Below are 21,521 nucleotides of genomic sequence, written 5' to 3'. Positions count from 1 at the left end.
GAGATACAGTGCGCCCGGTGCTTAACCGCGCACAGCCGCAGCCATGCCCGAGCTGGTGAGCGCGGCGGCCTTGACCAGACCCGCGGCAAGGGCGGCCCCTGCCCCTTCGCCATGGCTGATGTCCAAATCAAGCAACGGGCGCAGACCTAGCCGTTGAACGGCGCGGGAATGCGCGGGTTCTGGCGACAGGCTAGCGAGAAGACAATGATCGAGCGCGGCAGGGTTGGCGGCATGCAGCGCCGCTGCGGCGGCCGTTGCGGCAAGCCCGTCGAGCAGCACTGGAATCTTCTGCATCCGCGCGGCAAGGATGGCACCAGCGATCGCCGCGAACTCACGGCCGCCGACCCGGCGCAGCGCCTCGAGCGGGTCGCCGAGATGGCCGCCGTGAAAAGCCAGCGCCGCATCGACCACGTCCGCCTTGCGTGCCTGCATCGCCGCATCGGCGCCCGATCCCGAGCCGACCCAGTCGACGCCCCTGCCCCCGAACAGCGCCGCAAACAGGGCTGCTGCGACGGTGGAGTTGCCGACGCCGAGATCGCCGAGGCACAAGAGATCGGTACCGCCCGCGATCGCTTCCATGCCGAAGGCCATGGTGGCGGCACAGCCGCGCTCATCCAGTGCGGCGTCTTCGGTGATGTCGGCGGTCGGGATGTGCAGGGCAAGATCGAAGACCTTCAGCCCGAGATCGTTGGCAATGCAGATCTGGTTGATCGCAGCACCTCCGGCGGCGCAAAGCTCGACCGCATTAGCGGTCGCCGCCACGGGCCGTGGCGAAATGCCGTGCCTGACAACACCGTGATTGCCGGCAAAGACCGCCATCAGTGGTCTTGTCACCGCGGGCGGAGCCCGCCCGCTCCAGGCGGCCAGCCACGCGGCGATATCCTCGATGCGGCCAAGTGAATTGCCTGATTTGCCGGCCTTGGCAAACAGCGTGCGCACGCGGGTTTCGGCTGCCGTGTCGGCCGCCGGCAGATTGGCCAGCAGGTTGCGAAAATCGTCGAAAGGCAGTGCGCTGGTCATCACGTTGGCGATCATTCCCTGGAGTTGGTGAGCGGCATAGCCGCCTTGCGCGGTTGGCACAACCTCCTGGATCATGGTCCTGCATTTGCCGCAAAGCTGGCCGCGAAGGGCGCAATCGCGAGGGCTTGCATTGGCATTGCCGTTGCACCATGTGGAGATGGAACAAGGGATTCCGGTTGGAAGCCCAAGAGAAAGTCATGACGGCCATCGAATCCCCGTGCATCCTGGTCTGCTCGATCGACATGAAAACCGGCTTCTGTTTCGGGTGCGGCCGCACGCGCGAGGAAATCGGCGCCTGGATCGGGATGACGCCGGAAACGCGCCGTAGCGTCATGGCCGAATTGCCGGCCCGGCTGGAGACGGTCGAACGCCGGCCGCGCCGGGAAACGCGCCGCACCCGCATGGCGCGCGAACGAGACGCGCTTTCGTGAGGCGACCACGCGGATGAGCCGACTGTTCTGGATATTGATGGCCGCGATCGGGGTGGGAGCAGTCCTGCTCATGCTCAACGATTCCGCCGGTAGCACGCTGGGTGTCGAAAATTATGATTTCAGTCGGCTGATCTGGCTCGGCGCCTTTGGCGCCCTCATCGGCGCTGGCCTGCTTCGCTCGGGAAGACCCCTGGGCGCCATGGCCCGCAACCTCGGCGCCTGGGTGGCGATCGTGCTCGCGCTGATCGCCGGCTACCAGTATCGCTATGAACTGCAGGATGTCGCCAGCCGGGTGACCGCGGGCCTTGTTCCCGGCAGCCCGCTTGCCCTTGGCGTCGAAGATGGTCACGCCACGGTGACGCTCGACAAGGCGGACAACGGCCATTTCGAAGCGCGCATCCTGGTCAACGGCAACCCGATCCGAGCCGTGGTGGATACCGGCGCGACCAGCACCGTGCTGACGTCCGAAGACGCACAAGCCGCCGGATTCAATCCAGCGGCGCTCAACTATACCATTCCGGTTTCGACCGCCAACGGCATGGCGCGCGCCGCGGCCGTGAAAACCGATCAGATCGCGATCGGTGGCATCACACGCAGGGACATGCCGGTGATGATCGCCGCACCCGGCATGCTCAGCCAGTCCCTGCTCGGCATGAACTTCATCGGTTCACTGTCGGGCTTCGACGTTCGCGGCGACCGCATGATCCTCAGGGACTGACCCCCGCGCTAAGCCGCTTCGGCCGCAGTTGCACTGAACTCAACGGCGGCAAAAGCCGTCTTCAGCACGTCCGGTCCGGCTCCCGGCCGGGCCGCATCGGTGGACAGGATCTGGCGGTAGCGACGCGCACCGGGCAAACCGTGGAACAGGCCGACCATATGGCGGGTGACATGGCCAAGCCGCCCGCCCTGCTCGATATGGCGTGCCGCATAGTCCGCCATCACATCGATCAGCGCGGCGAAATCGAACGCCTCGGACTGGGCGCCGTAGAAAGCGGCATCGACGCCGGCCAGAATGCCAGGCGTGTGGTAGGCGGCGCGGCCAAGCATGGCGCCGTCGACATGATCGAGATGCGCCCGCGCCTCCTCAATCGACTGAATACCACCATTGATGCCGATGAATTCGTTCTGTTTTCTGGCCTTCAGCCGATAGACCCGGCTATAGTCGAGTGGCGGGATGTCGCGGTTCTCCTTGGGGCTTAGCCCTTCCAGCCACGCCTTACGCGCATGCACCCACAGCGCGTCGGCGCCGGCGTCGAAGACACCATCCGCCAGCGCATCGAGGGCCGGCTCCGGATCCTGGTCGTCGACGCCGATGCGGCATTTGACGGTGACGGGAATTGTCGCCGCCGCTTTCATCGCCGCGACGCAGCCGGCGACGAGGTCCGGCACTTTCATCAGGCATGCGCCGAACGTACCCGACTGGACGCGATCCGACGGACAGCCGACATTGAGGTTGATCTCGTCATAGCCAAAAGCCTCGCCGATGCGCGCCGCCTCGGCAAGTTTTTCGCGATCCGAGCCGCCGAGTTGCAGGGCAACCGGATGTTCCGCTGCATCGAAGCCGAGCAGCCGATCGCGAGCGCCGTGAATGACCGCATCGGCCACCACCATCTCGGTGTAGAGCAGAGCACGGCTCGTCAACTGGCGGTGGAAGAATCGGCAATGCCGGTCCGTCCAGTCCATCATCGGGGCAATGGCCACTCTATGATCTTGATTTTTCAGCATTTTTTTAACATCAAATCGTTAGAACCTGCCGAGTGCACACGAATTTACGCCAGAATACGACCATTTTCGCCACGTTTCGATCTCTCAGTGCACACGGAGCGCACACGAAAGAATGGCACCTACACAAAACTCTCGTCCGGTTCCTGGCGTGTCCAAGTCCGTCGCAAAGGTCGCTACGTCAGCGAGACCTTTCTGCGCCGAGACGACGCCAGGCGCTGGGCAACCGAAACCGAGCGCCAAGTCGATCGCGGTGAGACGCCGACCAAGTCCCGTATAGCGCGCCTGAAAACTTTCGGCGAACTCATCGACCTTGATATCGACGACATGTGCGATGTAGGCAAGTCCCCTCGCCGCTCCAAGGCCGCAGCTCTCGATATGCTGCAAAGGCATCTTGGGAAGTGCAACATTTCTGCACTCGATCGCGAACGGCTCATTCGCTTCGGTCGTGATCGAGCCGCCCAAGGTGCCGGGCCGATGACTCTCGGTATCGACATTGAGGCAGGCGAGATTCCCGGAGCGAAAAGATCGGTGGCCGCTGGGGCGTGCCACGGGCTAAGCTTCGTGAAAGATTCCTGCACGAGGCCGCCTCATGCCCACCGATAGCCAGTACATTCTCGAACGCATCAGCCAAGGGTGCGGGATGCTTTCGATGACGAATTCGTCATCGAAAGGCTGGCGAAGTATTTCGGCAACGGGAGGATACGCTGGCACGTCGAATTCCGTGGGCATCGCGTCGAGCTGACCACCGGCCAGTTCAAGAAGCAGCCTACCTTCCGCAGGAAAATCCTCGAACAGACGGGTGTGCTGCCGCCCCAGCGCGTCGGGGCCAACACCAGGAGATGGGCACTCGATTTGAGGAGGAATGCCATCGAGCTTCCCTGGCGCGATAGACCGGTCGATGCCGGTTTCGCCATCGACACGCTCGCCAGCCACGGCGATGGTTGCTGGACGGTTGAATACCAGAGCAAGGCAATCAAGTTCACGACGACCAAACTGCGCAGGCGTGTCAGTTTCCGCAAACGCATGCTGGCCAAGGCCAAGGTACTGCTGCTCCAACTGGACCCGGCTGCCTACCGAAAGTGGATGGACTGGCTCATTCAAAACGCTACCGAGGCTGAACGGCAGGCCGGCGATGCCTCGATGACTGAGAAAGCTGGCTTGATGACCTACCTGAGCTAGCCGGCTGGCGAAATGAAGCACCGCCCCAAGGGACCAGCTAGGGCGGCAGTTTCCAAAAGCAGAAGCAATGGAGCCATAGGGGGTAGCGGACGGTATCCCGCTCGATGGAAGTACGATCCGCTCAGATCGATGTGTCATGGGATGCCTCGCGCACCTCATCGAAACGCGAGGAAGAATGCATCAAAATGCTAACTTGCGTGACACCATTCGGAAGCGCAAAGCTGCTACAACCTCGGGAGGGGTACATGCGAACGGTGGCAGTCATTTCACTGGGCCTGACGCTCTTATCAGTTCAGGCCTTTGCTCAGAATGCATCTGAAGTTTCGAACAAGTGCGCCAATCTGGCCGCAGATCCTGACGAGTATTACCCCGAAAAAAATCGCGGCGTAGCCCCGGAAAACATCGACGTCGAGCAAGCATTGCCAGCCTGTCTCGCTGCCGTGGCTGCATCCGACGCATCTCCAATGGATCACTATCATCTGTCTAGAGTTTACGGTCGTACAGGCGATACGGCCAAGCGTATCGAGGAGTTAAATATTGCGGCATCAGTTTATTCTACATATTCTGCATACATCTACACCAAGCTGGGCGTGGCGTACTACATTGGTGACGGTGTGCCGAAGGATCTTGCCAAGGCATACAAATTGTTCAGCCTAGGCTCATCTGGAGGCGATCCCCTGGCTCAGACGACCTTGGGTGTCATGGAGTGGAACGGCGAAGGGCGGTCCGTCGATCGGCAAGAGGCGCTCCGGCATACCCAAAATGCTGCAGAGGTCGGGTACGAGCCCGCGGCGGAAAACCTGAAGATCATGCAGGGTGACGCCGGCACCAGTTCTGGCGAAAACTCCGATGCCAGTTCAGTAACGGATCCGACCGTCGACGTGTTTGAAGGAATTCTGGCGATACTGGCAGCGACAGCGCTGATGAAGGCGCAGCAGCCTGCCGCACCCGACGAGCCGGTGTATGACGACAATGCAATAGCCGACCAGATAATGCGGAGCCAAGAAGAGATTGACCGTCAAACCAAAGAGAGACTGTGTAGTAATTACAGTTCTTCGGGTGATGGCGCGATGTACGGAGCAGCGGGATGCAACTAACCGGCCCTACTCCACAAGAGTGCCGCTCGATGACTGCAACTTGCCACGATCAAATATCATGCGCGCATCTCACCTCACGACGATTTTTTCGTTCTCGACCGTCAATCCAGCACGAGATTGCTATAATGCAAACGGGAATCCCGCCCCGGAGTGAACACATGACGCAAAGCAACGAAGCCTGGCAAAAAGGTCGAGAGGCCTACTATCTGGACCCTACCAACGGAATTGAACGAACTCCCTTCACCACGGGCACGCAAAAGGCCGATGACTTTGATGCCGGCTTTCGGAACGAGGCAGCGCTCGCTCTCTTGGCGAGACTGACACGCGCGCCAGTGCAGATGGCGAGTACGCTAGGCCATGCCAGCATAGCCAAATCTGTGAGAGATGCAGAAATCTGAAGCGGATTTCCGTATGGATCATAGCTGTAAGCGGGCGCATTGCTGGCGCTCGCGAACACATGCCGAACCTCCACGTTAGAGTGGTCAAAATCGTCGGCAGAAGAGCGTCCGGAAAGGGCTGTCGGCGGCTCCTTCGTGGGAACGAAAAAGAAGAGAAGCAGAACTTTCGTGTGCGATTTTTGCACGTGAAACCCTGTAAGTAACTGATTTTATTTAACTATCTGCCCAATCCATCATAGGCGCTATGGCGAGTTTGTGGTGTGAAATACTCATTTCAGTATCTTTTTTATAGCTCGGTCTGTCCAATTCCCTGTTGGAAAGGTCGGGGAATTTGGCAACATATGTCTATCCAAACGCAACCGATGTTACGATTTTGCCGCTGCAGCTGAAAGCCATTTTGCTAGATACGTCTCTCACTGCCCACATGGTGCACACGAAGCTTGAGGGGCTGTATCTTCAGTGACGGCAGCCAATGCGTTCGTGTGGGCGCAATCCCCAGCCTTTCTACGCGCATATGACTCGCACATTCAACGGTCACGGTTTGCAGCGTGCGATGAAGGATTTGATCTCGCACAAGGACCAAGGCCTCTGGATGGCTACGTTCCGCGCATGGTCCTCAATCTGCTCATCGGTACCATCGTCATAAGTCTGACGGTCCTGGTCCATACGTTTGGTCTGATCGCCGTCACGCATGCGATGGGATACCTCGTCGCCCGGTTTCGCATGCATGGGCGCCGCAGCCGGATCGTCGCGATGATCAGTGTGGTGATGGGGCTCTTCGCCGTCATGACAGCGGAGGTGTGGCTGTGGGCGGGGCTATACCGGTTGCTCGATATCTTCGCCGACTTCGAGACTGCACTCTATTTTTCGACCATCACCTTTTCGACGGTCGGCTACGGTGACATCGTGCCCGCTCATGCGTGGCGTGTCCTGGCGGCGCTCGAGGGTGTAAACGGGTTCCTGCTCATTGGCTGGTCGACCGCCTATCTGATCGCGGCAGGCACCCGCATCGGCCCATTCAAGGCCGGCGAGCATTTCTGATGGCGATGCTCAGACCGCCACCGAATGCCTGGCTTTCCCGGTTTCGAAATATTTGTCGAACTTTGCCGCGACGCTCCTGACAAAGGGACGGCTTTCCGCCGTCACGACGAAGCGGTCACCGTCGAGTTCAAGCAACCGCGCAGGATCGTGAAGAGCCGTGGAACTTGCTTTCACGAGAAGTCTTTGGCCAGCTTCTCCAAAGCGCTCCACCAGTTCGATCGCCGAGAAGCCGAAGTCGCACATCAGCCGCTCGATGATCCAGCCGCGAACGCGGTCGTCGTCGGAAAGCGCGACACCGCGGACCGCGGCCAGTCCGCCGTCGGCGACCATGCGCGCATACTCGGCAGTCGAAGGCATGTTCTGCGCATAGCCTTGGCGAAATTGACTGATGGATGATGGGCCGAGGCCGATCAATGTTTCGCAGCGATCCTCCGTGTAGCCTTGGAAATTGCGACGCAAGCAGCCGGTTCGGGCCGCTACGGCCAACGCATCGTTGGGCTTGGCGAAATGGTCGAAGCCGATGGGCTCATATCCCGCGTTCAGTATAAGACACGCGGCCAGTTGTGATTGAGCAAACCGCTCTGCCGGACCCGGCAACCATGCCTCGTCGATCATCGTCTGATGCTTCTTGAACCACGGCACATGCGCATAGCCAAAAAGCGCTATCCGGTCCGGCTCCAGGGTCAGTGCCTGCGCGACCGTGGAGGAGACGCTCTCCCGGGTCTGGTGCGGCAGGCCGTAGAGTAGGTCCAGATTGACGGATTCGACGCCGCGCGAACGAACGCCGTCGACAACCGTCTTGGTCTGCAAGAACGTCTGCTCGCGGTTGATCGCCTTTTGCACCTTCGGATCGAAGTCCTGGACACCGAGGCTCGCGCGGGTCATGCCGATTTCGGCGAGTGCGTCGAGGCGGGGATCGTCCATATCGTTGGGTTCGATTTCGACGCTGATCCTGGCACCAGGGAGAAAGGTGAAGTTATTGCGCAATGCTTTCCCTAGCGCCACCATGTCCTCGGGCTTCAGCATCGTCGGGGAGCCGCCACCGAAGTGGACCGCGCGCACGCTGCCCTTGCCTGCGACAAGACTGGACACGGTTGCGATCTCGGCATGCAGTGAGCGCAGATACGCAGTCACCGGTTCGTAGTGGCGTGTCTGCTTGGTATGGCAGGCGCAGAACCAGCAAAGCTTGTCGCAGTACGGTATGTGCAGATAGAGCGAGATTTCGTCGCCCTCATCGAGCCCCTGCAGCCAGCCACGACAAATGGCGGCATCAACACTTGCATTAAAATGCGGCGCTGTCGGATAGCTCGTATAGCGCGGCACGTTCTCGCCAAGTCTGGCAACTATGTCTGGCCGCATGTCTCTATCGCTCCACTTGAATGGCGCGAGATTGATCCCATTTGGACGCCGACAGCCTTGATTTCGGTCAATACCATCTTTCTGCGGACAAACTGCCGCAAGGGCTTTTTCTTGGGCTGATGCTATATCCTGCTTGAGCTTTTCATTTTTGGGCGATCGTGGTGACAGTGCGTCAGGATGTTCACAACGCCGGCATTCCCGTGCTTTGCCAATCGTGCGAAGCGCGCCACCGTGGCGTCTGCGGCGCACTCGATCCCGATCAATTGGTCGGGCTCGCCAAGACCTCGTCAAAGCACACCATTGAACCGGGGGTGGAACTGATTGGCGACGCCGAAACCGTCGACAGCTATTCCAACGTGCTTTCCGGCGTGGTGAAGCTGACGAAAAGTCTTTCGGATGGGCGCCAGCAGATTGTCGGGCTTCAGTTTGCCCCCGATTTTCTGGGACGGCCATTCAAGGTGGAAAGCGCGATCAACGCGGAAGCGGCAACTGCCGTCTCCTTGTGTTCATTTCCAAGGGCGTCCGTCGAAAGGATGATGAGGGAGTCGCCGGAACTCGAGCACCGCCTGCTCAAGCAGACGCTAAACGAACTCGACGATGCACGCGACTGGATGGTCACGCTGGGACGCAAGACCGCTGCGGAAAAAGTGGCGAGCTTTCTGCTGATGATTGCCAGAAACATCGATCCCACGCTTGATCCAACCACCAACTCGACGAGTTTCGAGCTGCCGCTCACACGTTCCGACATCGCCGATTTCCTCGGCCTGACGATCGAAACGGTGAGCCGCCAGTTGACCCGGCTGCGAACGGATGGCGTGATCCGGATCGACAACAACCGCCATGTGACCGTGGACAGCCTTGCCCGGTTGGCGAGCCGCTCCGGCGCCTAGAGCAATTCCAGGAAAAGTGTGAAACGGTTTTCCCGGGAAAAGGGCATAGCGCTTTCCCTTGGGAATTGCGTCAAAACAAAGAGTTAGAGCGCTTCGCCATTTCCGTGAAACGGTGAATTGCTCTAGTCTCGGTCGACGATCCCGATCATCGGCAGGACATGCTCGCGTTCAAACGCGATGTGCCGGCGCAAGTTCTCGAACAGGCCCCGCAACATGAACCCGACGGCTTCGGGGTTCTCGACCGTCTCGCCATGACCGATGGCCAGCAGAATTTCGGTCACCTCGCCGGCAAAGCATTCGTCTTCCACATGTTCGGCCCGCAATCGCCGGGTTGAGGCAAGGTTCGCATTGCTGCCGACCACGGCGTCCTCGTAAGCGGGAAAGATGACCGCCTCTTCGTATTGATGAATATTGCGCAGCAGCGGAACGATCGCGTTGGCCGCGCCGAGGCACTTCAGACGGTCGACGCTGGGCAAGGCGTCCGCGATTCTTTCCAGGGCGTCGCAGAGCTGCAGCTTTTCCCTGTGCGCGCGCTTCATTACCGCGGCCGGGACCACTTCCCTGCTGGATCGATCAGTTGGCGCGGGATTTTCATCGCCTGCTTCGAACAGCGACGATCCCAGCCCTTTCTTCCGGCTCAACGGCGGCCTCCGTTCGTTTGCAAGACCACGCTGCCCAATCAGAAAGGGCTGAGCTTTGACATGGATCAAGGCGGCGACAACGCGGCTGCTGAATTGGTGTCTACGCGGATTGGCGTCCGCGCATCGGAATCCGAGGTCGGGGATATCTCATGAAGTTCGGCACGCAAATCTTCGCTTTGAGCCTTTTCACATTTGCGGCCCTGGTGGCCGCTGGCTTCGGCGTGGACCAGCCATTTCGACAGCATATGTGGGTGCTGTTTTTTGTGTTGCTTGGCTTTGTCGCCATCCTCATCCGCAACACGAATTTCGAGGTGGCCGCTCCGATTGACCCATCCGCTTACATGGACGGTCCAATCCGCTACGGCGCCATCGCCACCATGTTCTGGGGTGTCGTCGGCATGCTTGTCGGCGTGGTCATCGCGCTGCAGCTTGCCTACCCCGATCTCAACATCCAGCCCTGGTTCAACTTCGGCCGTTTGCGGCCGCTGCATACGTCCGGAGTGGTCTTCGCATTCGGCGGCAATGCATTGCTTTGCACGTCATTATACGTCGTGCAACGCACCTGCCGCGCGCGCCTGTTCGGCGGCGATCTCGCCTGGTTCGTGTTCTGGGGTTATCAGCTTTTCATCGTCATGGCCGCGACCGGCTATCTGCTCGGCATCACCGAGAGCCGAGAATACGCCGAACCCGAATGGTATGTGGACATCTGGCTGACCATCGTCTGGGTCGCCTACCTGATCCTGTTCCTCGGTACGATCTTCAAGCGCAAGGAACCGCATATCTACGTCGCCAACTGGTTTTACCTCTCCTTCATCGTGACCATCGCGATGCTGCATGTGATCAACAACCTGTCGATGCCGGCCTCGTTCCTGGGCTCCAAGAGTTACTCCGCCTTTTCCGGGGTCCAGGACGCCCTGACGCAATGGTGGTATGGCCACAACGCCGTCGGCTTCTTCCTGACTGCCGGCTTCCTCGGCATGATGTATTACTTCGTGCCCAAGCAGGCGAACCGGCCGGTCTATTCCTATCGGCTGTCGATCATCCATTTCTGGGCGATCATCTTCCTCTACATCTGGGCAGGGCCGCATCACCTGCACTACACCGCCCTGCCCGATTGGGCGCAGACGCTCGGCATGGTGTTCTCGATCATGCTGTGGATGCCGTCATGGGGCGGCATGATCAACGGCCTGATGACGTTGTCGGGCGCCTGGGACAAGCTCCGCACAGATCCCATCATCCGCATGATGGTGATGGCCATCGCCTTCTACGGCATGTCCACCTTCGAAGGTCCGATGATGTCGATCAAGGCGGTCAATTCGCTGTCGCATTATACCGACTGGACCATTGGCCACGTGCACTCCGGCGCACTCGGCTGGGTCGGCATGATCTCGTTCGGCGCAATCTACTTCATGGTGCCGAAGCTCTGGAACCGTGAACGGCTCTACTCGCTGAGACTCGTCACCTGGCACTTCTGGCTGGCGACACTCGGAATCGTCGTCTACGCCGCCGTCATGTGGGTTTCCGGCGTCATGCAGGGCCTGATGTGGCGCGAATACGACGAGCAGGGCTTCCTGGTCTACTCCTTCGCCGAAACCGTTGCCGCCATGCACCCCTACTATGTCATGCGCGCCATCGGCGGAGCCATGTACCTCTCCGGCGCCCTGATCATGGCCTGGAACATCGCCATGACCATCCTCGGATATCAGCGCGAGGAGGAGCCGATGCCGGGCTCTGTTCCCGCCCTTCAGCCTGCCGAATAAGGAGCCAGACAATGGGCTTGATGGACAAACACGCACTCATCGAGAAGAACGCCACGCTTCTTCTCGTTGGCTCTCTTCTTGTGGTGACCGTCGGCGGCATCGTCGAGATCGCACCGCTCTTCTATCTCGACAACACGATCGAGAAGGTGGAAGGCATGCGCCCCTACTCGCCGCTCGAACTTGTCGGGCGCAACATCTATGTGCGCGAGGGCTGCTATCTCTGCCACAGCCAGATGATCAGGCCGTTCCGCGACGAAGTCGAGCGCTACGGCCACTACAGTCTGGCTGCCGAGTCGATGTACGATCATCCTTTCCAGTGGGGATCGAAGCGCACCGGGCCGGATCTCGCCAGGGTTGGCGATCGCTACTCGAATGTGTGGCATGTCGAGCACCTCACGGATCCGCGCTCGGTGGTGCCGGAATCGATCATGCCGAGCTACGCGTTCCTCAAAGACGCGCCGATCGAGGTGAAGGACTTCTCGACGCATCTGGTCGCCAATAGCCGGGTCGGTGTCCCCTACAACGATGACATGATCGCCCACGCCAATGTCGACCTGATGGCGCAAGCCGATCCCAACGCCGATACATCCGGCCTCGAAGCCCGCTACCCCAAAGCCAAGATCGGCGACTTCGACGGCAACCCGCAACAGGTCACCGAAATGGATGCCCTCGTCGCCTACCTCCAGATGCTCGGCACACTGGTCGATTTCAAGAACTACGACGAAGCCGCCGGCTACCGCTGAGGGAGTTTTATCCATGGATTACAATTTGATGCGAGAGTTTGCGGACAGTTGGGGTCTGGTCGCCATGGCACTTTTCTTTGTCGGTGCAATTGCCTTCGCGCTCCGACCCGGCAGCCGCAAGCTGGCCGACGAAGCTGCCCGGATTCCCCTTGAGGATGAGTGATCATGAGCGACGAGCATATCGATGAAATCTCCGGCGTCTCGACCACCGGCCACGAATGGGATGGTATCCGGGAGCTGAACAACCCGCTTCCCAGATGGTGGGTCATCACGTTTTACGTCACCATTGTCTGGGCCATCGGCTACACCATCGCGTATCCGGCATGGCCTCTGCTGCACTCGGCGACGAAGGGTGTGCTCGGCTATTCCAGCCGCAACGAGGTCAGGAACGAGTTGACGGCGGCTGAAGCCTCCAAGGGCAAATATATCTCGGCGGTGGAGTCCAAGAGCGTTTCGGAGATTTCCGCGGACGACGGCCTGCGCGAATTCGCAATCGCCGCCGGCGGCGCCGCCTTCAAGGTCAATTGCGTACAATGTCATGGCTCCGGCGCCCAAGGTTCCAAGGGCTTTCCCAATCTCAACGACGACGACTGGCTGTGGGGCGGCAAGGCCGAGCAGATCCAGCAGACGATTACGCACGGCATCCGCTTCGCGTCCGATCCGGACACGCGCCTGTCGGAAATGCCTGCCTTTGGCGACATCATAACCACTGACCAGATCGCTCAGGTCAGCACCTATGTCGCCAGCCTGTCGGGGAAGGTCCAGGATGCCAGCCTCGTCGAGCCCGGCGCCAAGGTCTTTGCCGAAAATTGCGTGGCCTGTCATGGCGACAATGCAAAGGGCAACAAGGAGCTCGGCGCGCCCGATCTGACCGATGCGATATGGCTCTACGGGTCCGGCGAGACAGCCATCGCCGCCCAGGTCCGTGCGCCCAAACAGGGCGTCATGCCGGCCTGGGGCGCACGCCTGGGCGAGACCAAGGTCAAGGAACTCGCCGTCTACATCCATTCGCTTGGTGGTGGGGAATAGGAAGCGGGGACCTAATCCCGACCCTTCGCCAGCCAAGCGACGAGGCCCGGCCATGCCGGGCCTCGACCTGTATTCGGCACCGGCGATTGACTTGCATCAACGCGCCTGCCCCCGCCCCGCGGCAAGACTTGCCCACGCTGGCAGCCCGGGCATGGGCAGATTGTCGCCTGCGCGAGTGGAGATGCATGTGCTGGACAATACGCAGGTAGAGCGGCTCGAAGCCGAAGCGGTCAACTCCGCCAAAGTGCGTCAGCCAATGTATGCCGCGCGCAAGAAGATATTCCCGAAACGGGCAACGGGGAGCTTTCGCCGGTTCAAGTGGCTGGTGATGGCGATCACACTCGGTATCTACTACTTGACACCGTGGTTGCGATGGGACCGTGGCCCGTTTGCCCCGGACCAGGCCGTGCTGCTCGATCTCGCCAACCGGCGCTTCTACTTCTTCTTCATCGAGATCTGGCCGCAGGAATTCTACTATGTGGCCGGCCTTCTGATCATGGCCGGCGTTGGTCTTTTCCTGATCACGTCGACTGTCGGCCGGGCCTGGTGCGGCTATACATGTCCGCAGACCGTATGGGTCGATCTGTTTCTGGTCGTCGAGCGCGCCATCGAGGGTGATCGCAACGCACGCATGAAACTCGATGCCGGCCCATGGACCGCCCGCAAGCTTGCGCTGCGGATATCCAAACACGCCATCTGGCTGGTCATAGGGGCGGCGACCGGCGGCGCCTGGATCTTCTATTTTGCCGATGCGCCGACGCTGGTTGGCGAACTCTTCACCGGCACCGCGGCACCCGTCGCGTACATCACCGTCGCCGTGCTGACGGCCACGACCTATACGTTCGGCGGGCTGATGCGCGAGCAGGTCTGCACCTATATGTGCCCATGGCCGCGCATCCAGGCAGCGATGCTCGACGAAAGTTCACTCACCGTCACCTACAATGACTGGCGCGGCGAACCGCGTTCGCGTCATGCGAAGAAGGTGCAAGCTGCAGGACAGTCCGTCGGCGACTGTGTCGACTGCAATGCCTGTGTCGCGGTCTGCCCGATGGGGATCGACATTCGCGACGGCCAGCAGCTCGAATGCATCACTTGCGCGCTTTGCATCGACGCCTGCGACGGCGTCATGGACAAGCTCGGCAGGGAGCGTGGACTGATTTCCTACGCGACGCTCTCCGATTACAACGCCAACATGATGCTGGCGACCGCGGGCGGCTCCAGTTCAGTCAACCCGTCGCTGGTCAGGACCGCTGATGGCCTGTTCTCCGACAAGGTGGCGCATTTCCATGTCAGCAAGATCTTCCGGCCACGCACTTACGTCTACATGGGCATGTGGTCGCTGATCGGCCTGGGTCTGCTCTATTCGCTGCTGACGCGTGACAGGCTCGAAGTCAACGTGCTGCACGACCGCAATCCACAATTCGTCACGCTGTCCGACGGCTCGATCCGCAACGGCTACACCGTCAAGCTGCTCAACATGATCCCCGAGCCAAGGACGATCGTCGTCACGATTCAAGGTTTGCAGGGAGCCGACATGAGCGTGATCGGCGACGACATCACGGCAGGCCGCTCCTTCGCCATCCCGGTCGAACCCGATCGCCTGAAAATGCTGAAGGTCTTCGTGCGCCAGCCGGCCGACCAAATCCGTGGCGCAACGCAAACCTTCACGTTCCGTGTCGAGGACAAGTCGAGCTTTGAGACGGACGAATACACCGCCACCTTCAACGCGCCGGAGATCGCCAGATGACCGCTAACGCTGAAAAACCCCGCGAATTCACCGGCAGGCACATGCTGGTCATCATCCTAGCCTTTTTCGGCGTGGTCATCGCGGTCAATCTGACCATGGCGACGCTCGCCAACACAAGCTGGACCGGACTAGTCGTCGAAAACACCTATGTTGCGAGCCAGCAATTCAACAAGAAGGCCGAGGAAGGACGGGCGCAGGCAGCTCTTGGCTGGACCGGCAAGCTGACCATCGCATGGGGCGAAGTTCGCTATGGCCTCATCGACGCCGCCGGCAAGCCGGTTCCCTTGCATAGCGTCAAGGTGCTGTTTCGCCATCCCGCTTACGAGAAAGAGGACAAGTCGGTCACCCTCGCACTCGCCTCGGGCCAGGAATTCGCAGCCCAGCACATGCCGAAGGACGGCGTCTGGATTGTCGAAGTCGACGCCGACGCCGGTCTGGATAAACCGTATCGCGACGTCCGCAGGATCATGATTTCCAATGGAGCGCTGCAATGAGTTGTTGTGCACCGGGCGCCGAAATGGCGCTTGATCTGGTCAACACCGCATCGGTCCTGCCGTCCAGCCAGGAGATCAGGCTGGCGAGCCGATCGCTTGGCGATGATCTCCGCCAGACCGATCTTTCAGTACCGGCGGTTCATTGCGCGGCCTGCATCCAGGCGATCGAGACAGCCCTGGGAAAGCTCGATCAGGTGGAGAGCGCTCGTGTCAACCTGTCGACGAAGCGGGTCGCGGTCCGCTGGCGTGGCAACCAAGTGCCACCATTCGTCGCCGCGCTGGGACGGCTGGGCTACGAGGCGCATCTGTTCGACCCCGAGGTCGACAACAAGGACAAGACGCTTTCGGAGCTGATCCGCGCCGTTGCTGTCGCCGGCTTCGCGGCGGGCAATATCATGCTGCTTTCAGTCTCGGTCTGGTCCGGCGCCGAAGGCGCAACGCGGGACCTGTTTCATTGGGTCTCGGCGCTGATCGCGATCCCTGCACTGGCCTTCGCCGGCGGCATCTTCTTCCGCTCGGCCTGGAATGCGCTGCGTCACGGCCGCATGAACATGGACGTGCCGATCGCGGTCGGCGTGTCCCTCGCCTACGCCATGAGCCTCTATGAGACGATCAACCATGGCGACCACGCATATTTCGATGCATCGGTGTCGCTGCTGTTCTTCCTGTTGATCGGCCGCACGTTGGACCACGTGATGCGCGAACGTGCCCGGACCGCGGTGAAAGGCCTGTCCCAGTTGGCCGCACGTGGCGCCATGGTGCTGCGCGGCGACGGCGCACGCGACTATCTGCCGGTTGGCGAGATCGAACCAGGGATGCAGTTGCTGATTGCAGCCGGCGAGAGGATACCCGTCGACGGCAAAATCTTTCAAGGGGCATCGGATCTGGACTGTTCGCTTGTCTCAGGCGAGAGCACGCCTCGAAGCGTTGCGGCAGGCGAAGCCGTGCAGGCTGGTGTCCTCAATCTAACCGGTCCGCTGACGATTGAGGCGACAGCCGCCGCGAAAGATTCGTTTCTGGCGGAAATGGTTCGGCTCATGGAAGCCGCGGAGGGCGGCCGCGCGCATTATCGCCGGATCGCCGATCGCGTTTCAGCGCTCTATGCCCCGGTGGTTCATCTCACAGCCTTCGCGACGTTCCTTGGCTGGATGGCGGCGACTGGCGACTGGCACCGGGCGATAACCATCGCCATTGCCGTTCTCATCATCACATGCCCGTGCGCGCTCGGCCTCGCCGTGCCGATTGTTCAGGTGGTCGCGGCGCGGCGCCTGTTCGAGAACGGCATCATGGTCAAGGACGGTTCGGCCATGGAGCGCCTTGCGACGATTGATAACGCAGTGTTCGACAAGACCGGAACGCTCACGCTCGGCCAGCCCCGGCTCGTCAATGCGTCGTCGATCGATCCGGCCATGCTGGCAATCGCGGCCGACATGGCCGCGCACTCGCGTCACCCGTTTTCAAAGGCCATAGCCGGTTTTGCCCGCCCTGGCGGGCAGCACAAATTCGATGCCGTCACCGAGCATCCGGGGTTCGGAATCGAAGCCACTGTCGCCGGAAGCACCTGGCGGCTGGGCCGACGCGGATGGGCTGGATGGAAGGCCCGGACCGGCGGCGAAGGCAAACATGGCTATGGCGGAACGGTGCTGACAAAAGACGGGTTCATTGTCGCGACCTTCGATTTTGAGGACGCTCTGCGCGCCGACGCCAGGGCGGCGATCGGGCAATTGAGCCATGCTGGGGTGTCGGTGGAAATGCTGTCGGGCGATACCGCGGGCGCCTGCGGCGAAGTTGCAAAAATGCTGGGTGTCGACGATTTCATTCCGTGCCTGCTGCCGTCCGGCAAGGTCGAACGCATCGAGACCTTGGCGAAAGACGGACGCAAGGTTCTGATGGTTGGCGATGGCCTCAACGACACGCCGGCGCTGAGCGCGGCGCATGTCTCGATCGCTCCGGCCAGCGCAGCCGACATTGGCCGCAACGCAGCGGACTTCGTCTTTCTGCGCGAAAGCCTTCTAGCTGTCCCTCTCGCGCTGGACGTTTCGCGCAAGGCCGGACGGCTGATCCGGCAGAACATCGCGATTGCGATCGTCTACAACGCCGTCGCCGTGCCGATCGCCATACTGGGCCACGTCACACCTCTTATCGCAGCGATTGCCATGTCCGCTTCTTCGCTGCTTGTGATCGGAAATGCGCTGCGTCTGCGGAGTTCCATACCAAATTCGCCAGCGAAAAATGTGCGGCGCGACAGCCGTCCCGACATGATCAGATTGGCCCGATTCTCATGACGACCCTTGCCTACCTCATACCTGTGGCCCTCTTCCTTGGTGCGCTTGGCCTGGGGGGCTTCCTGTGGGCTTTGAAGAGTGGTCAGTACGAAGATCTCGACGGTGCCGCCGAGCGGATCCTTATCGATCGGGAAGACAAGCTCGGCCACTAGCCAAGTGCTGGCAAAATAACCGGACACGACCGTCTCCACCTTGACTATGACGGGCTAGATCGATGTATCCGAGGCTCTTGCGTCCCAAAAAAAGAACTCCACCAATTTGCGCCAGCGCAAAGAAACGCTGCGTCAGGTCAGCTAGGTTCTGCTCATCCGCAACGGTTGAGAGATAGGAGACTGACATGATCACGCGACGTGAAGCTCTGTTCGGGGCAGCGATTGGCGCTGCCGCCGTGGCAGCACTGCCCGCATTTTCGGCAACTGCGACAAAGGCGGACATTCGAGGGCTCGCGCGCGAAAAGATCGCGCTTGTGGCACCGCCGTTTGTGCATCCGCACGATCAGGTCGCCAAGGGTGGGCCGAAGATCGTCGAGTTCACCATGACGATCGAGGAAAAGCCTGTCGTCATCGATGCCGACGGCACGACGCTCAATGCGATGACCTACAACGGCTCGATCCCCGGCCCGCTGATGGTCGTGCATCAGGACGACTATCTGGAGCTGACGCTCATCAATCCCGACACCAACTCACTCGCCCACAACATCGACTTCCACGCCGCGACGGGCGCTCTGGGCGGCGGCGGTCTCACGCTGATCAATCCCGGCGAACAGGTGACCTTGCGCTTCAAGGCGACGCGAACGGGAACATTCGTCTATCATTGCGCACCTGGTGGCGCCATGATCCCTTGGCATGTCGTCTCGGGCATGAGCGGCGCAATCATGGTCCTGCCGCGCGATGGGCTCAGGAACGACAAGGGCGAACCGGTAAAATACGACAAGATCTTCTACATCGGCGAGAACGACTTCTACATTCCGCGCGACGAGAAGGGCAACTTCAAGAACTACGAATCGGCCGGTGACGGGTACGACGACATCGTCAAGGTCATGCGCGGACTGATCCCGACGCATGTCGTGTTCAACGGCAAGGTCGGTTCCCTGACCGGCGACAACGCGATGAAAGCCAAAGTCGGCGAGACCGTGTTGATCGTCCATTCACAGGCCAACCGCGATACGCGGCCGCATCTGATCGGCGGTCATGGCGACTATGTCTGGGAACAGGGCAAATTCGCCAACCCGCCGGCCAAGGACCTGGAAACCTGGTTCATCCGCGGCGGTTCGGCGGGCTCGGCCCTCTATACGTTCCTGCAGCCGGGTGTCTACGCCTACGTCAATCACAATCTGATTGAGGCTGTGGAACTCGGAGCGACCGCTCACTTCATGGTCGAAGGCGAGTGGGATGACGACCTGATGACGCAGGTCGAGGCGCCCAAACCCATAGCCACCAACTGACGGCACTCCAATTTGCCCGGACAGCATCGCTGTCCGGGCATGGACAAAAGCCATGTCTCTTTTCATCCTGAAGGTTCTGCCGGTCGCCCTGGCCGTCGCTGCTGTTCCGGTAGGGCTCTCGCTACAGGCGGTCTTCGGGGATCGACAACCCCACCCCATCGCTATGACGGTTGTCTTGCTTTCCGGTTCGATCATCTATCCGACTCCGGGCGAGTTCCTGAAAGAGGGACGCCCGCAAGGCAATCCCCGCCTCGAGCGGCAACTCGACAGACCTCTCGAAATCATGGCCTATCAGGTCGGCGCGGCCGACTATGCGGACTGCGTATCGGCTGGCGGCTGTCAGCCGGCACAGGAGACGCGCGCGATCCCGAGCAATGCTCCCGTCACCGGAGTGAGCTATCTCGATGCCAATGCCTACGCCCGGTGGTATTCGCAAGTGACCGGCGACCAATGGCGGCTGCCATCCGACGAGGAGTGGGCGTTTGCCGCGGCGGAGCGGTTCGCAGGCGAATTCGAGGGTGTCGAAAACGACGCCAGCAACCCAGCCAGACGATGGCTCACCAGCTACAAGGCCGAGGTGGACCTCAATCGCAAACCGGACCCGATGCCCAAAAGCCGTGGCTCGTTTGGTTTCAATTCCCTGGGCCTCGCCGACTTTTCCGGCAACGTCTGGGAGTGGACTTCGACCTGCTATGTCCGCACCACGTTGGCTGCGGATGGAAGCGGTGTTGCGAGTTCGGTCGATAATTGCGGCGTCCACGTCCTTGAAGGGCTTCACAGAGCCTACATGTCGAACTTCGTCAGTGACGGGAAAAGCGGAGGCTGTGCCGTTGGCACGCCTCCCGACAATCTGGGATTCAGATTGGTCCGGGACCATTTGGGATGGGCAGGCCGGATCCTTGGCTGGCTTGGCATCGTCTGAAAAGCAGGAATAGCGGGCCACGTCATCTCGACCTTCGCGAGCCCCCCCGCCGCCCTCGCCTCACCGTGCCTTGGGTGTCGTCAACGCGGTTCCGTGAATCAGCAGGAAGCCGACGAATGCAGCCACCCATGCGGCCCCGGCCATATCGATCACCGCGCCTGAGGGGACGAAGGCGGCCAGGATTCTCAATGTTCCCGCGAGCAGGATGGCCACGAAGATGAACGAGGCGCCGTTCCCAGCCTTGAGCGTTCTTCCTGTATGCCCGAGTGTTGCGCGGGTCATCACGGCAAGCGTCATGGCGCCGACCGCACCCGTTCCGAGCGCGTGGAACCCCGCAGCAGCTGGCACGGCGGAAGGAAAGAAGATCGAAGCCGATATAAGGGCGAGGCCGATCGGCACGAAGGCATATGCAAGATGGAGGATGAGCACGAGCGGATCCCGCAATGTGCGTTCGCCAGCCCAGCGCGACAGACGCCACGCCTGGCAGATTGCAGCGACGGCCATAAGCACTCCCGAGGCGCGGTTGTCGGGGGCGAACGTCCATGCTCCCAGCGCAATAGCTGAGATGGCTATCGATACGATGTCAAAACGGCCGAACGGCGCGGGCAGCCTGCCAGGATTTTCGCGAACGAGCCAGTTGCGCGTGAAGCTCGGAATGATGCGCCCACCGATCAGCGAGATGAGCACAATCGCCGCGGCCATACCGAGCCTGCGGCTGATGTCGGATGTGCCTTGAAGGTGCGCCTCGATATGGAACACGCCGTTGGCGCACGCCAGGACGGCAAGCGGCAGCAGCACCTTGAGATTGCGCCAGTTCCGTCCCGCGACGATCTCGCGGGCCGCCGCGGCAGCGACAGCAAGCAGAAAGCAGCTATCGATCACGGCCGCTGCTTCCCAGCCGATATCCGCCGAGAAGAAAACAGCCGCGCGCCCAGCAAGCCACAAGACCACCAGCGCCAGCAGCGGCAAGCCTTGCACGGGCAGCCGGCCGGTCCAGTTCGGGATGGCGGTCAGCAGGAACCCGGTAACGATCGCCGGCAGATAGCCGAACAGCATCTCGTGAATGTGCCAGTCGACGGCAACGAACGCACTGTGGGCATCGAGTTCGCCGGCATAGATCGGTAGCCAAAGCAGAATGGAGAGCGTGGCATACAGCGACCCGAGGAAGAAGAAGGGCCTGAATCCGTAGGAAAGAAATGCGGGCCCAGTGTAGGCCCGCAGGCGTGGAATTCCCATGATCTGCGTCTCCAAATGAACAGGGCCGGATGAACCGCCGCCCTCGGTTCGTCCGGCCCGCGCCCGCCCCTTTGTGGACA

The 21,521-nt window shown here is 60.8% G+C and carries 22 protein-coding genes and 1 pseudogene; 17 read left to right on the top strand and 6 right to left on the bottom strand.

Annotation, left to right across the window (positions count from 1 at the left end; translation table 11 throughout):
• Nucleotides 1-21: 21 nt before the first annotated feature.
• On the bottom strand, nt 22-1,020 hold the full coding sequence (locus ACZ89F_RS14015; RefSeq protein ID WP_476097283.1) for a nicotinate-nucleotide--dimethylbenzimidazole phosphoribosyltransferase: 999 nt from the start codon (nt 1,018-1,020) through the stop codon (nt 22-24).
• A 197-nt stretch (nt 1,021-1,217) separates the two neighbouring features.
• Here ACZ89F_RS14015 and ACZ89F_RS14010 point away from each other — a divergent pair, with 197 nt between their 5' ends.
• Both ACZ89F_RS14010 and ACZ89F_RS14005 read left to right on the top strand, forming a co-directional pair.
• A complete protein-coding gene (locus ACZ89F_RS14010; RefSeq protein WP_024503316.1) occupies nt 1,218-1,451 on the top strand; it encodes a DUF1289 domain-containing protein in 234 nt (77 codons plus the stop codon).
• 13 nt (nt 1,452-1,464) lie between these two features.
• Complete coding sequence (locus ACZ89F_RS14005; RefSeq protein WP_476092445.1) at nt 1,465-2,169, top strand: TIGR02281 family clan AA aspartic protease; 705 nt, start codon at nt 1,465-1,467, stop codon at nt 2,167-2,169.
• Between the two features lie 8 nt (nt 2,170-2,177).
• Here the strand turns inward: ACZ89F_RS14005 and dusA are convergent, their stop codons facing one another.
• Nucleotides 2,178-3,176: a tRNA dihydrouridine(20/20a) synthase DusA gene (dusA, locus tag ACZ89F_RS14000; protein WP_476092443.1), complete on the bottom strand. Its 999-nt coding sequence runs from the start codon at nt 3,174-3,176 to the stop codon at nt 2,178-2,180.
• A gap of 84 nt (nt 3,177-3,260) precedes the next feature.
• Nucleotides 3,261-3,725: a hypothetical protein gene (locus ACZ89F_RS13995; RefSeq protein ID WP_476092441.1), complete on the bottom strand. Its 465-nt coding sequence runs from the start codon at nt 3,723-3,725 to the stop codon at nt 3,261-3,263.
• A gap of 40 nt (nt 3,726-3,765) precedes the next feature.
• Here ACZ89F_RS13995 and ACZ89F_RS13990 point away from each other — a divergent pair.
• The 4 genes and pseudogenes from ACZ89F_RS13990 to ACZ89F_RS13975 all read left to right on the top strand — a co-directional run bounded on the left by ACZ89F_RS13990 (nt 3,766) and on the right by ACZ89F_RS13975 (nt 6,891).
• Nucleotides 3,766-4,396 (top strand): annotated as a pseudogene (locus ACZ89F_RS13990) (hypothetical protein).
• Between the two features lie 204 nt (nt 4,397-4,600).
• Nucleotides 4,601-5,452 carry a tetratricopeptide repeat protein gene (locus tag ACZ89F_RS13985; protein ID WP_476092440.1) on the top strand — a complete coding sequence of 284 codons (852 nt, stop codon included), beginning with the start codon at nt 4,601-4,603 and terminating at the stop codon, nt 5,450-5,452.
• A 158-nt stretch (nt 5,453-5,610) separates the two neighbouring features.
• Nucleotides 5,611-5,850, top strand: coding sequence for a hypothetical protein (locus ACZ89F_RS13980; protein WP_476092438.1), 240 nt, complete (start codon nt 5,611-5,613; stop codon nt 5,848-5,850).
• A 609-nt stretch (nt 5,851-6,459) separates the two neighbouring features.
• Complete coding sequence (locus ACZ89F_RS13975) at nt 6,460-6,891, top strand: potassium channel family protein (RefSeq protein WP_027035444.1); 432 nt, start codon at nt 6,460-6,462, stop codon at nt 6,889-6,891.
• Between the two features lie 9 nt (nt 6,892-6,900).
• Here ACZ89F_RS13975 and hemN read toward each other — a convergent pair whose 3' ends face one another.
• Nucleotides 6,901-8,250 carry an oxygen-independent coproporphyrinogen III oxidase gene (hemN, locus tag ACZ89F_RS13970; RefSeq protein WP_476097282.1) on the bottom strand — a complete coding sequence of 450 codons (1,350 nt, stop codon included), beginning with the start codon at nt 8,248-8,250 and terminating at the stop codon, nt 6,901-6,903.
• A 161-nt stretch (nt 8,251-8,411) separates the two neighbouring features.
• Between hemN and ACZ89F_RS13965 the strand changes: the two genes are divergently transcribed.
• A complete protein-coding gene (locus ACZ89F_RS13965; protein ID WP_476092437.1) occupies nt 8,412-9,140 on the top strand; it encodes a Crp/Fnr family transcriptional regulator in 729 nt (242 codons plus the stop codon).
• Between the two features lie 122 nt (nt 9,141-9,262).
• Here the strand turns inward: ACZ89F_RS13965 and ACZ89F_RS13960 are convergent, their stop codons facing one another.
• On the bottom strand, nt 9,263-9,679 hold the full coding sequence (locus tag ACZ89F_RS13960; protein ID WP_476097281.1) for a hemerythrin domain-containing protein: 417 nt from the start codon (nt 9,677-9,679) through the stop codon (nt 9,263-9,265).
• Nucleotides 9,680-9,930: 251 nt separating this feature from the next.
• Between ACZ89F_RS13960 and ccoN the strand changes: the two genes are divergently transcribed.
• The 10 genes from ccoN (at nt 9,931) to ACZ89F_RS13910 (ending at nt 20,205) form a co-directional block, all read left to right on the top strand.
• Nucleotides 9,931-11,541 carry a cytochrome-c oxidase, cbb3-type subunit I gene (gene ccoN / locus ACZ89F_RS13955; protein WP_476092435.1) on the top strand — a complete coding sequence of 537 codons (1,611 nt, stop codon included), beginning with the start codon at nt 9,931-9,933 and terminating at the stop codon, nt 11,539-11,541.
• Nucleotides 11,542-11,552: 11 nt separating this feature from the next.
• Nucleotides 11,553-12,284, top strand: a complete 732-nt coding sequence (gene ccoO / locus ACZ89F_RS13950; protein WP_476092433.1) for a cytochrome-c oxidase, cbb3-type subunit II — start codon at nt 11,553-11,555, stop codon at nt 12,282-12,284.
• A 13-nt stretch (nt 12,285-12,297) separates the two neighbouring features.
• Nucleotides 12,298-12,447: a CcoQ/FixQ family Cbb3-type cytochrome c oxidase assembly chaperone gene (locus ACZ89F_RS13945; RefSeq protein ID WP_023759205.1), complete on the top strand. Its 150-nt coding sequence runs from the start codon at nt 12,298-12,300 to the stop codon at nt 12,445-12,447.
• Between the two features lie 2 nt (nt 12,448-12,449).
• Nucleotides 12,450-13,313, top strand: a complete 864-nt coding sequence (gene ccoP / locus ACZ89F_RS13940) for a cytochrome-c oxidase, cbb3-type subunit III (protein ID WP_476092432.1) — start codon at nt 12,450-12,452, stop codon at nt 13,311-13,313.
• A 181-nt stretch (nt 13,314-13,494) separates the two neighbouring features.
• Nucleotides 13,495-15,060, top strand: a complete 1,566-nt coding sequence (gene ccoG, locus ACZ89F_RS13935; RefSeq protein ID WP_476097280.1) for a cytochrome c oxidase accessory protein CcoG — start codon at nt 13,495-13,497, stop codon at nt 15,058-15,060.
• Nucleotides 15,057-15,554, top strand: a complete 498-nt coding sequence (locus tag ACZ89F_RS13930; protein ID WP_476092431.1) for a FixH family protein — start codon at nt 15,057-15,059, stop codon at nt 15,552-15,554. The genes ccoG and ACZ89F_RS13930 overlap by 4 nt, the downstream gene beginning before the upstream one ends.
• A complete protein-coding gene (locus ACZ89F_RS13925) occupies nt 15,551-17,839 on the top strand; it encodes a cation-translocating P-type ATPase (RefSeq protein ID WP_476092429.1) in 2,289 nt (762 codons plus the stop codon). Before ACZ89F_RS13930 ends, ACZ89F_RS13925 begins: the two co-directional genes overlap by 4 nt.
• Nucleotides 17,836-17,991 carry a cbb3-type cytochrome oxidase assembly protein CcoS gene (ccoS, locus tag ACZ89F_RS13920; protein ID WP_476092427.1) on the top strand — a complete coding sequence of 52 codons (156 nt, stop codon included), beginning with the start codon at nt 17,836-17,838 and terminating at the stop codon, nt 17,989-17,991. The genes ACZ89F_RS13925 and ccoS overlap by 4 nt, the downstream gene beginning before the upstream one ends.
• Before the next feature lie 185 nt (nt 17,992-18,176).
• Nucleotides 18,177-19,283, top strand: a complete 1,107-nt coding sequence (gene nirK, locus ACZ89F_RS13915; protein WP_476092425.1) for a copper-containing nitrite reductase — start codon at nt 18,177-18,179, stop codon at nt 19,281-19,283.
• 52 nt (nt 19,284-19,335) lie between these two features.
• Complete coding sequence (locus ACZ89F_RS13910) at nt 19,336-20,205, top strand: SUMF1/EgtB/PvdO family nonheme iron enzyme (RefSeq protein ID WP_476092423.1); 870 nt, start codon at nt 19,336-19,338, stop codon at nt 20,203-20,205.
• Nucleotides 20,206-20,265: 60 nt separating this feature from the next.
• Here the strand turns inward: ACZ89F_RS13910 and ACZ89F_RS13905 are convergent, their stop codons facing one another.
• Nucleotides 20,266-21,441 carry an NnrS family protein gene (locus tag ACZ89F_RS13905; RefSeq protein ID WP_476092422.1) on the bottom strand — a complete coding sequence of 392 codons (1,176 nt, stop codon included), beginning with the start codon at nt 21,439-21,441 and terminating at the stop codon, nt 20,266-20,268.
• Between the last annotated feature and the right edge of the window lie 80 nt (nt 21,442-21,521).

The organism is Mesorhizobium sp. USDA 3734 (genome assembly GCF_056279665.1).
The sequence above is the reverse complement of the archived record's forward strand: the minus strand, read 5'-3'. Positions and strand labels throughout refer to the sequence as shown.

Coding starts and splice junctions, on each gene's coding strand:
- ACZ89F_RS13930 (WP_476092431.1), top strand. CDS start 15,057: ATGACCGCTAACGCTGAAAAACCCCGCGAATTCACCGGCAGGCACATG.
- ACZ89F_RS14015 (WP_476097283.1), bottom strand. CDS start 1,020: ATGACCAGCGCACTGCCTTTCGACGATTTTCGCAACCTGCTGGCCAAT.
- ACZ89F_RS13925 (WP_476092429.1), top strand. CDS start 15,551: ATGAGTTGTTGTGCACCGGGCGCCGAAATGGCGCTTGATCTGGTCAAC.
- ccoO (WP_476092433.1), top strand. CDS start 11,553: ATGGGCTTGATGGACAAACACGCACTCATCGAGAAGAACGCCACGCTT.
- ccoP (WP_476092432.1), top strand. CDS start 12,450: ATGAGCGACGAGCATATCGATGAAATCTCCGGCGTCTCGACCACCGGC.
- ccoN (WP_476092435.1), top strand. CDS start 9,931: ATGAAGTTCGGCACGCAAATCTTCGCTTTGAGCCTTTTCACATTTGCG.
- hemN (WP_476097282.1), bottom strand. CDS start 8,250: ATGCGGCCAGACATAGTTGCCAGACTTGGCGAGAACGTGCCGCGCTAT.
- nirK (WP_476092425.1), top strand. CDS start 18,177: ATGATCACGCGACGTGAAGCTCTGTTCGGGGCAGCGATTGGCGCTGCC.
- dusA (WP_476092443.1), bottom strand. CDS start 3,176: ATGCTGAAAAATCAAGATCATAGAGTGGCCATTGCCCCGATGATGGAC.
- ACZ89F_RS14010 (WP_024503316.1), top strand. CDS start 1,218: ATGACGGCCATCGAATCCCCGTGCATCCTGGTCTGCTCGATCGACATG.
- ccoG (WP_476097280.1), top strand. CDS start 13,495: ATGCATGTGCTGGACAATACGCAGGTAGAGCGGCTCGAAGCCGAAGCG.
- ACZ89F_RS14005 (WP_476092445.1), top strand. CDS start 1,465: ATGAGCCGACTGTTCTGGATATTGATGGCCGCGATCGGGGTGGGAGCA.
- ACZ89F_RS13945 (WP_023759205.1), top strand. CDS start 12,298: ATGGATTACAATTTGATGCGAGAGTTTGCGGACAGTTGGGGTCTGGTC.
- ACZ89F_RS13905 (WP_476092422.1), bottom strand. CDS start 21,441: ATGGGAATTCCACGCCTGCGGGCCTACACTGGGCCCGCATTTCTTTCC.
- ACZ89F_RS13975 (WP_027035444.1), top strand. CDS start 6,460: ATGGTCCTCAATCTGCTCATCGGTACCATCGTCATAAGTCTGACGGTC.
- ACZ89F_RS13910 (WP_476092423.1), top strand. CDS start 19,336: ATGTCTCTTTTCATCCTGAAGGTTCTGCCGGTCGCCCTGGCCGTCGCT.
- ACZ89F_RS13985 (WP_476092440.1), top strand. CDS start 4,601: ATGCGAACGGTGGCAGTCATTTCACTGGGCCTGACGCTCTTATCAGTT.
- ccoS (WP_476092427.1), top strand. CDS start 17,836: ATGACGACCCTTGCCTACCTCATACCTGTGGCCCTCTTCCTTGGTGCG.
- ACZ89F_RS13960 (WP_476097281.1), bottom strand. CDS start 9,679: ATGAAGCGCGCGCACAGGGAAAAGCTGCAGCTCTGCGACGCCCTGGAA.
- ACZ89F_RS13980 (WP_476092438.1), top strand. CDS start 5,611: ATGACGCAAAGCAACGAAGCCTGGCAAAAAGGTCGAGAGGCCTACTAT.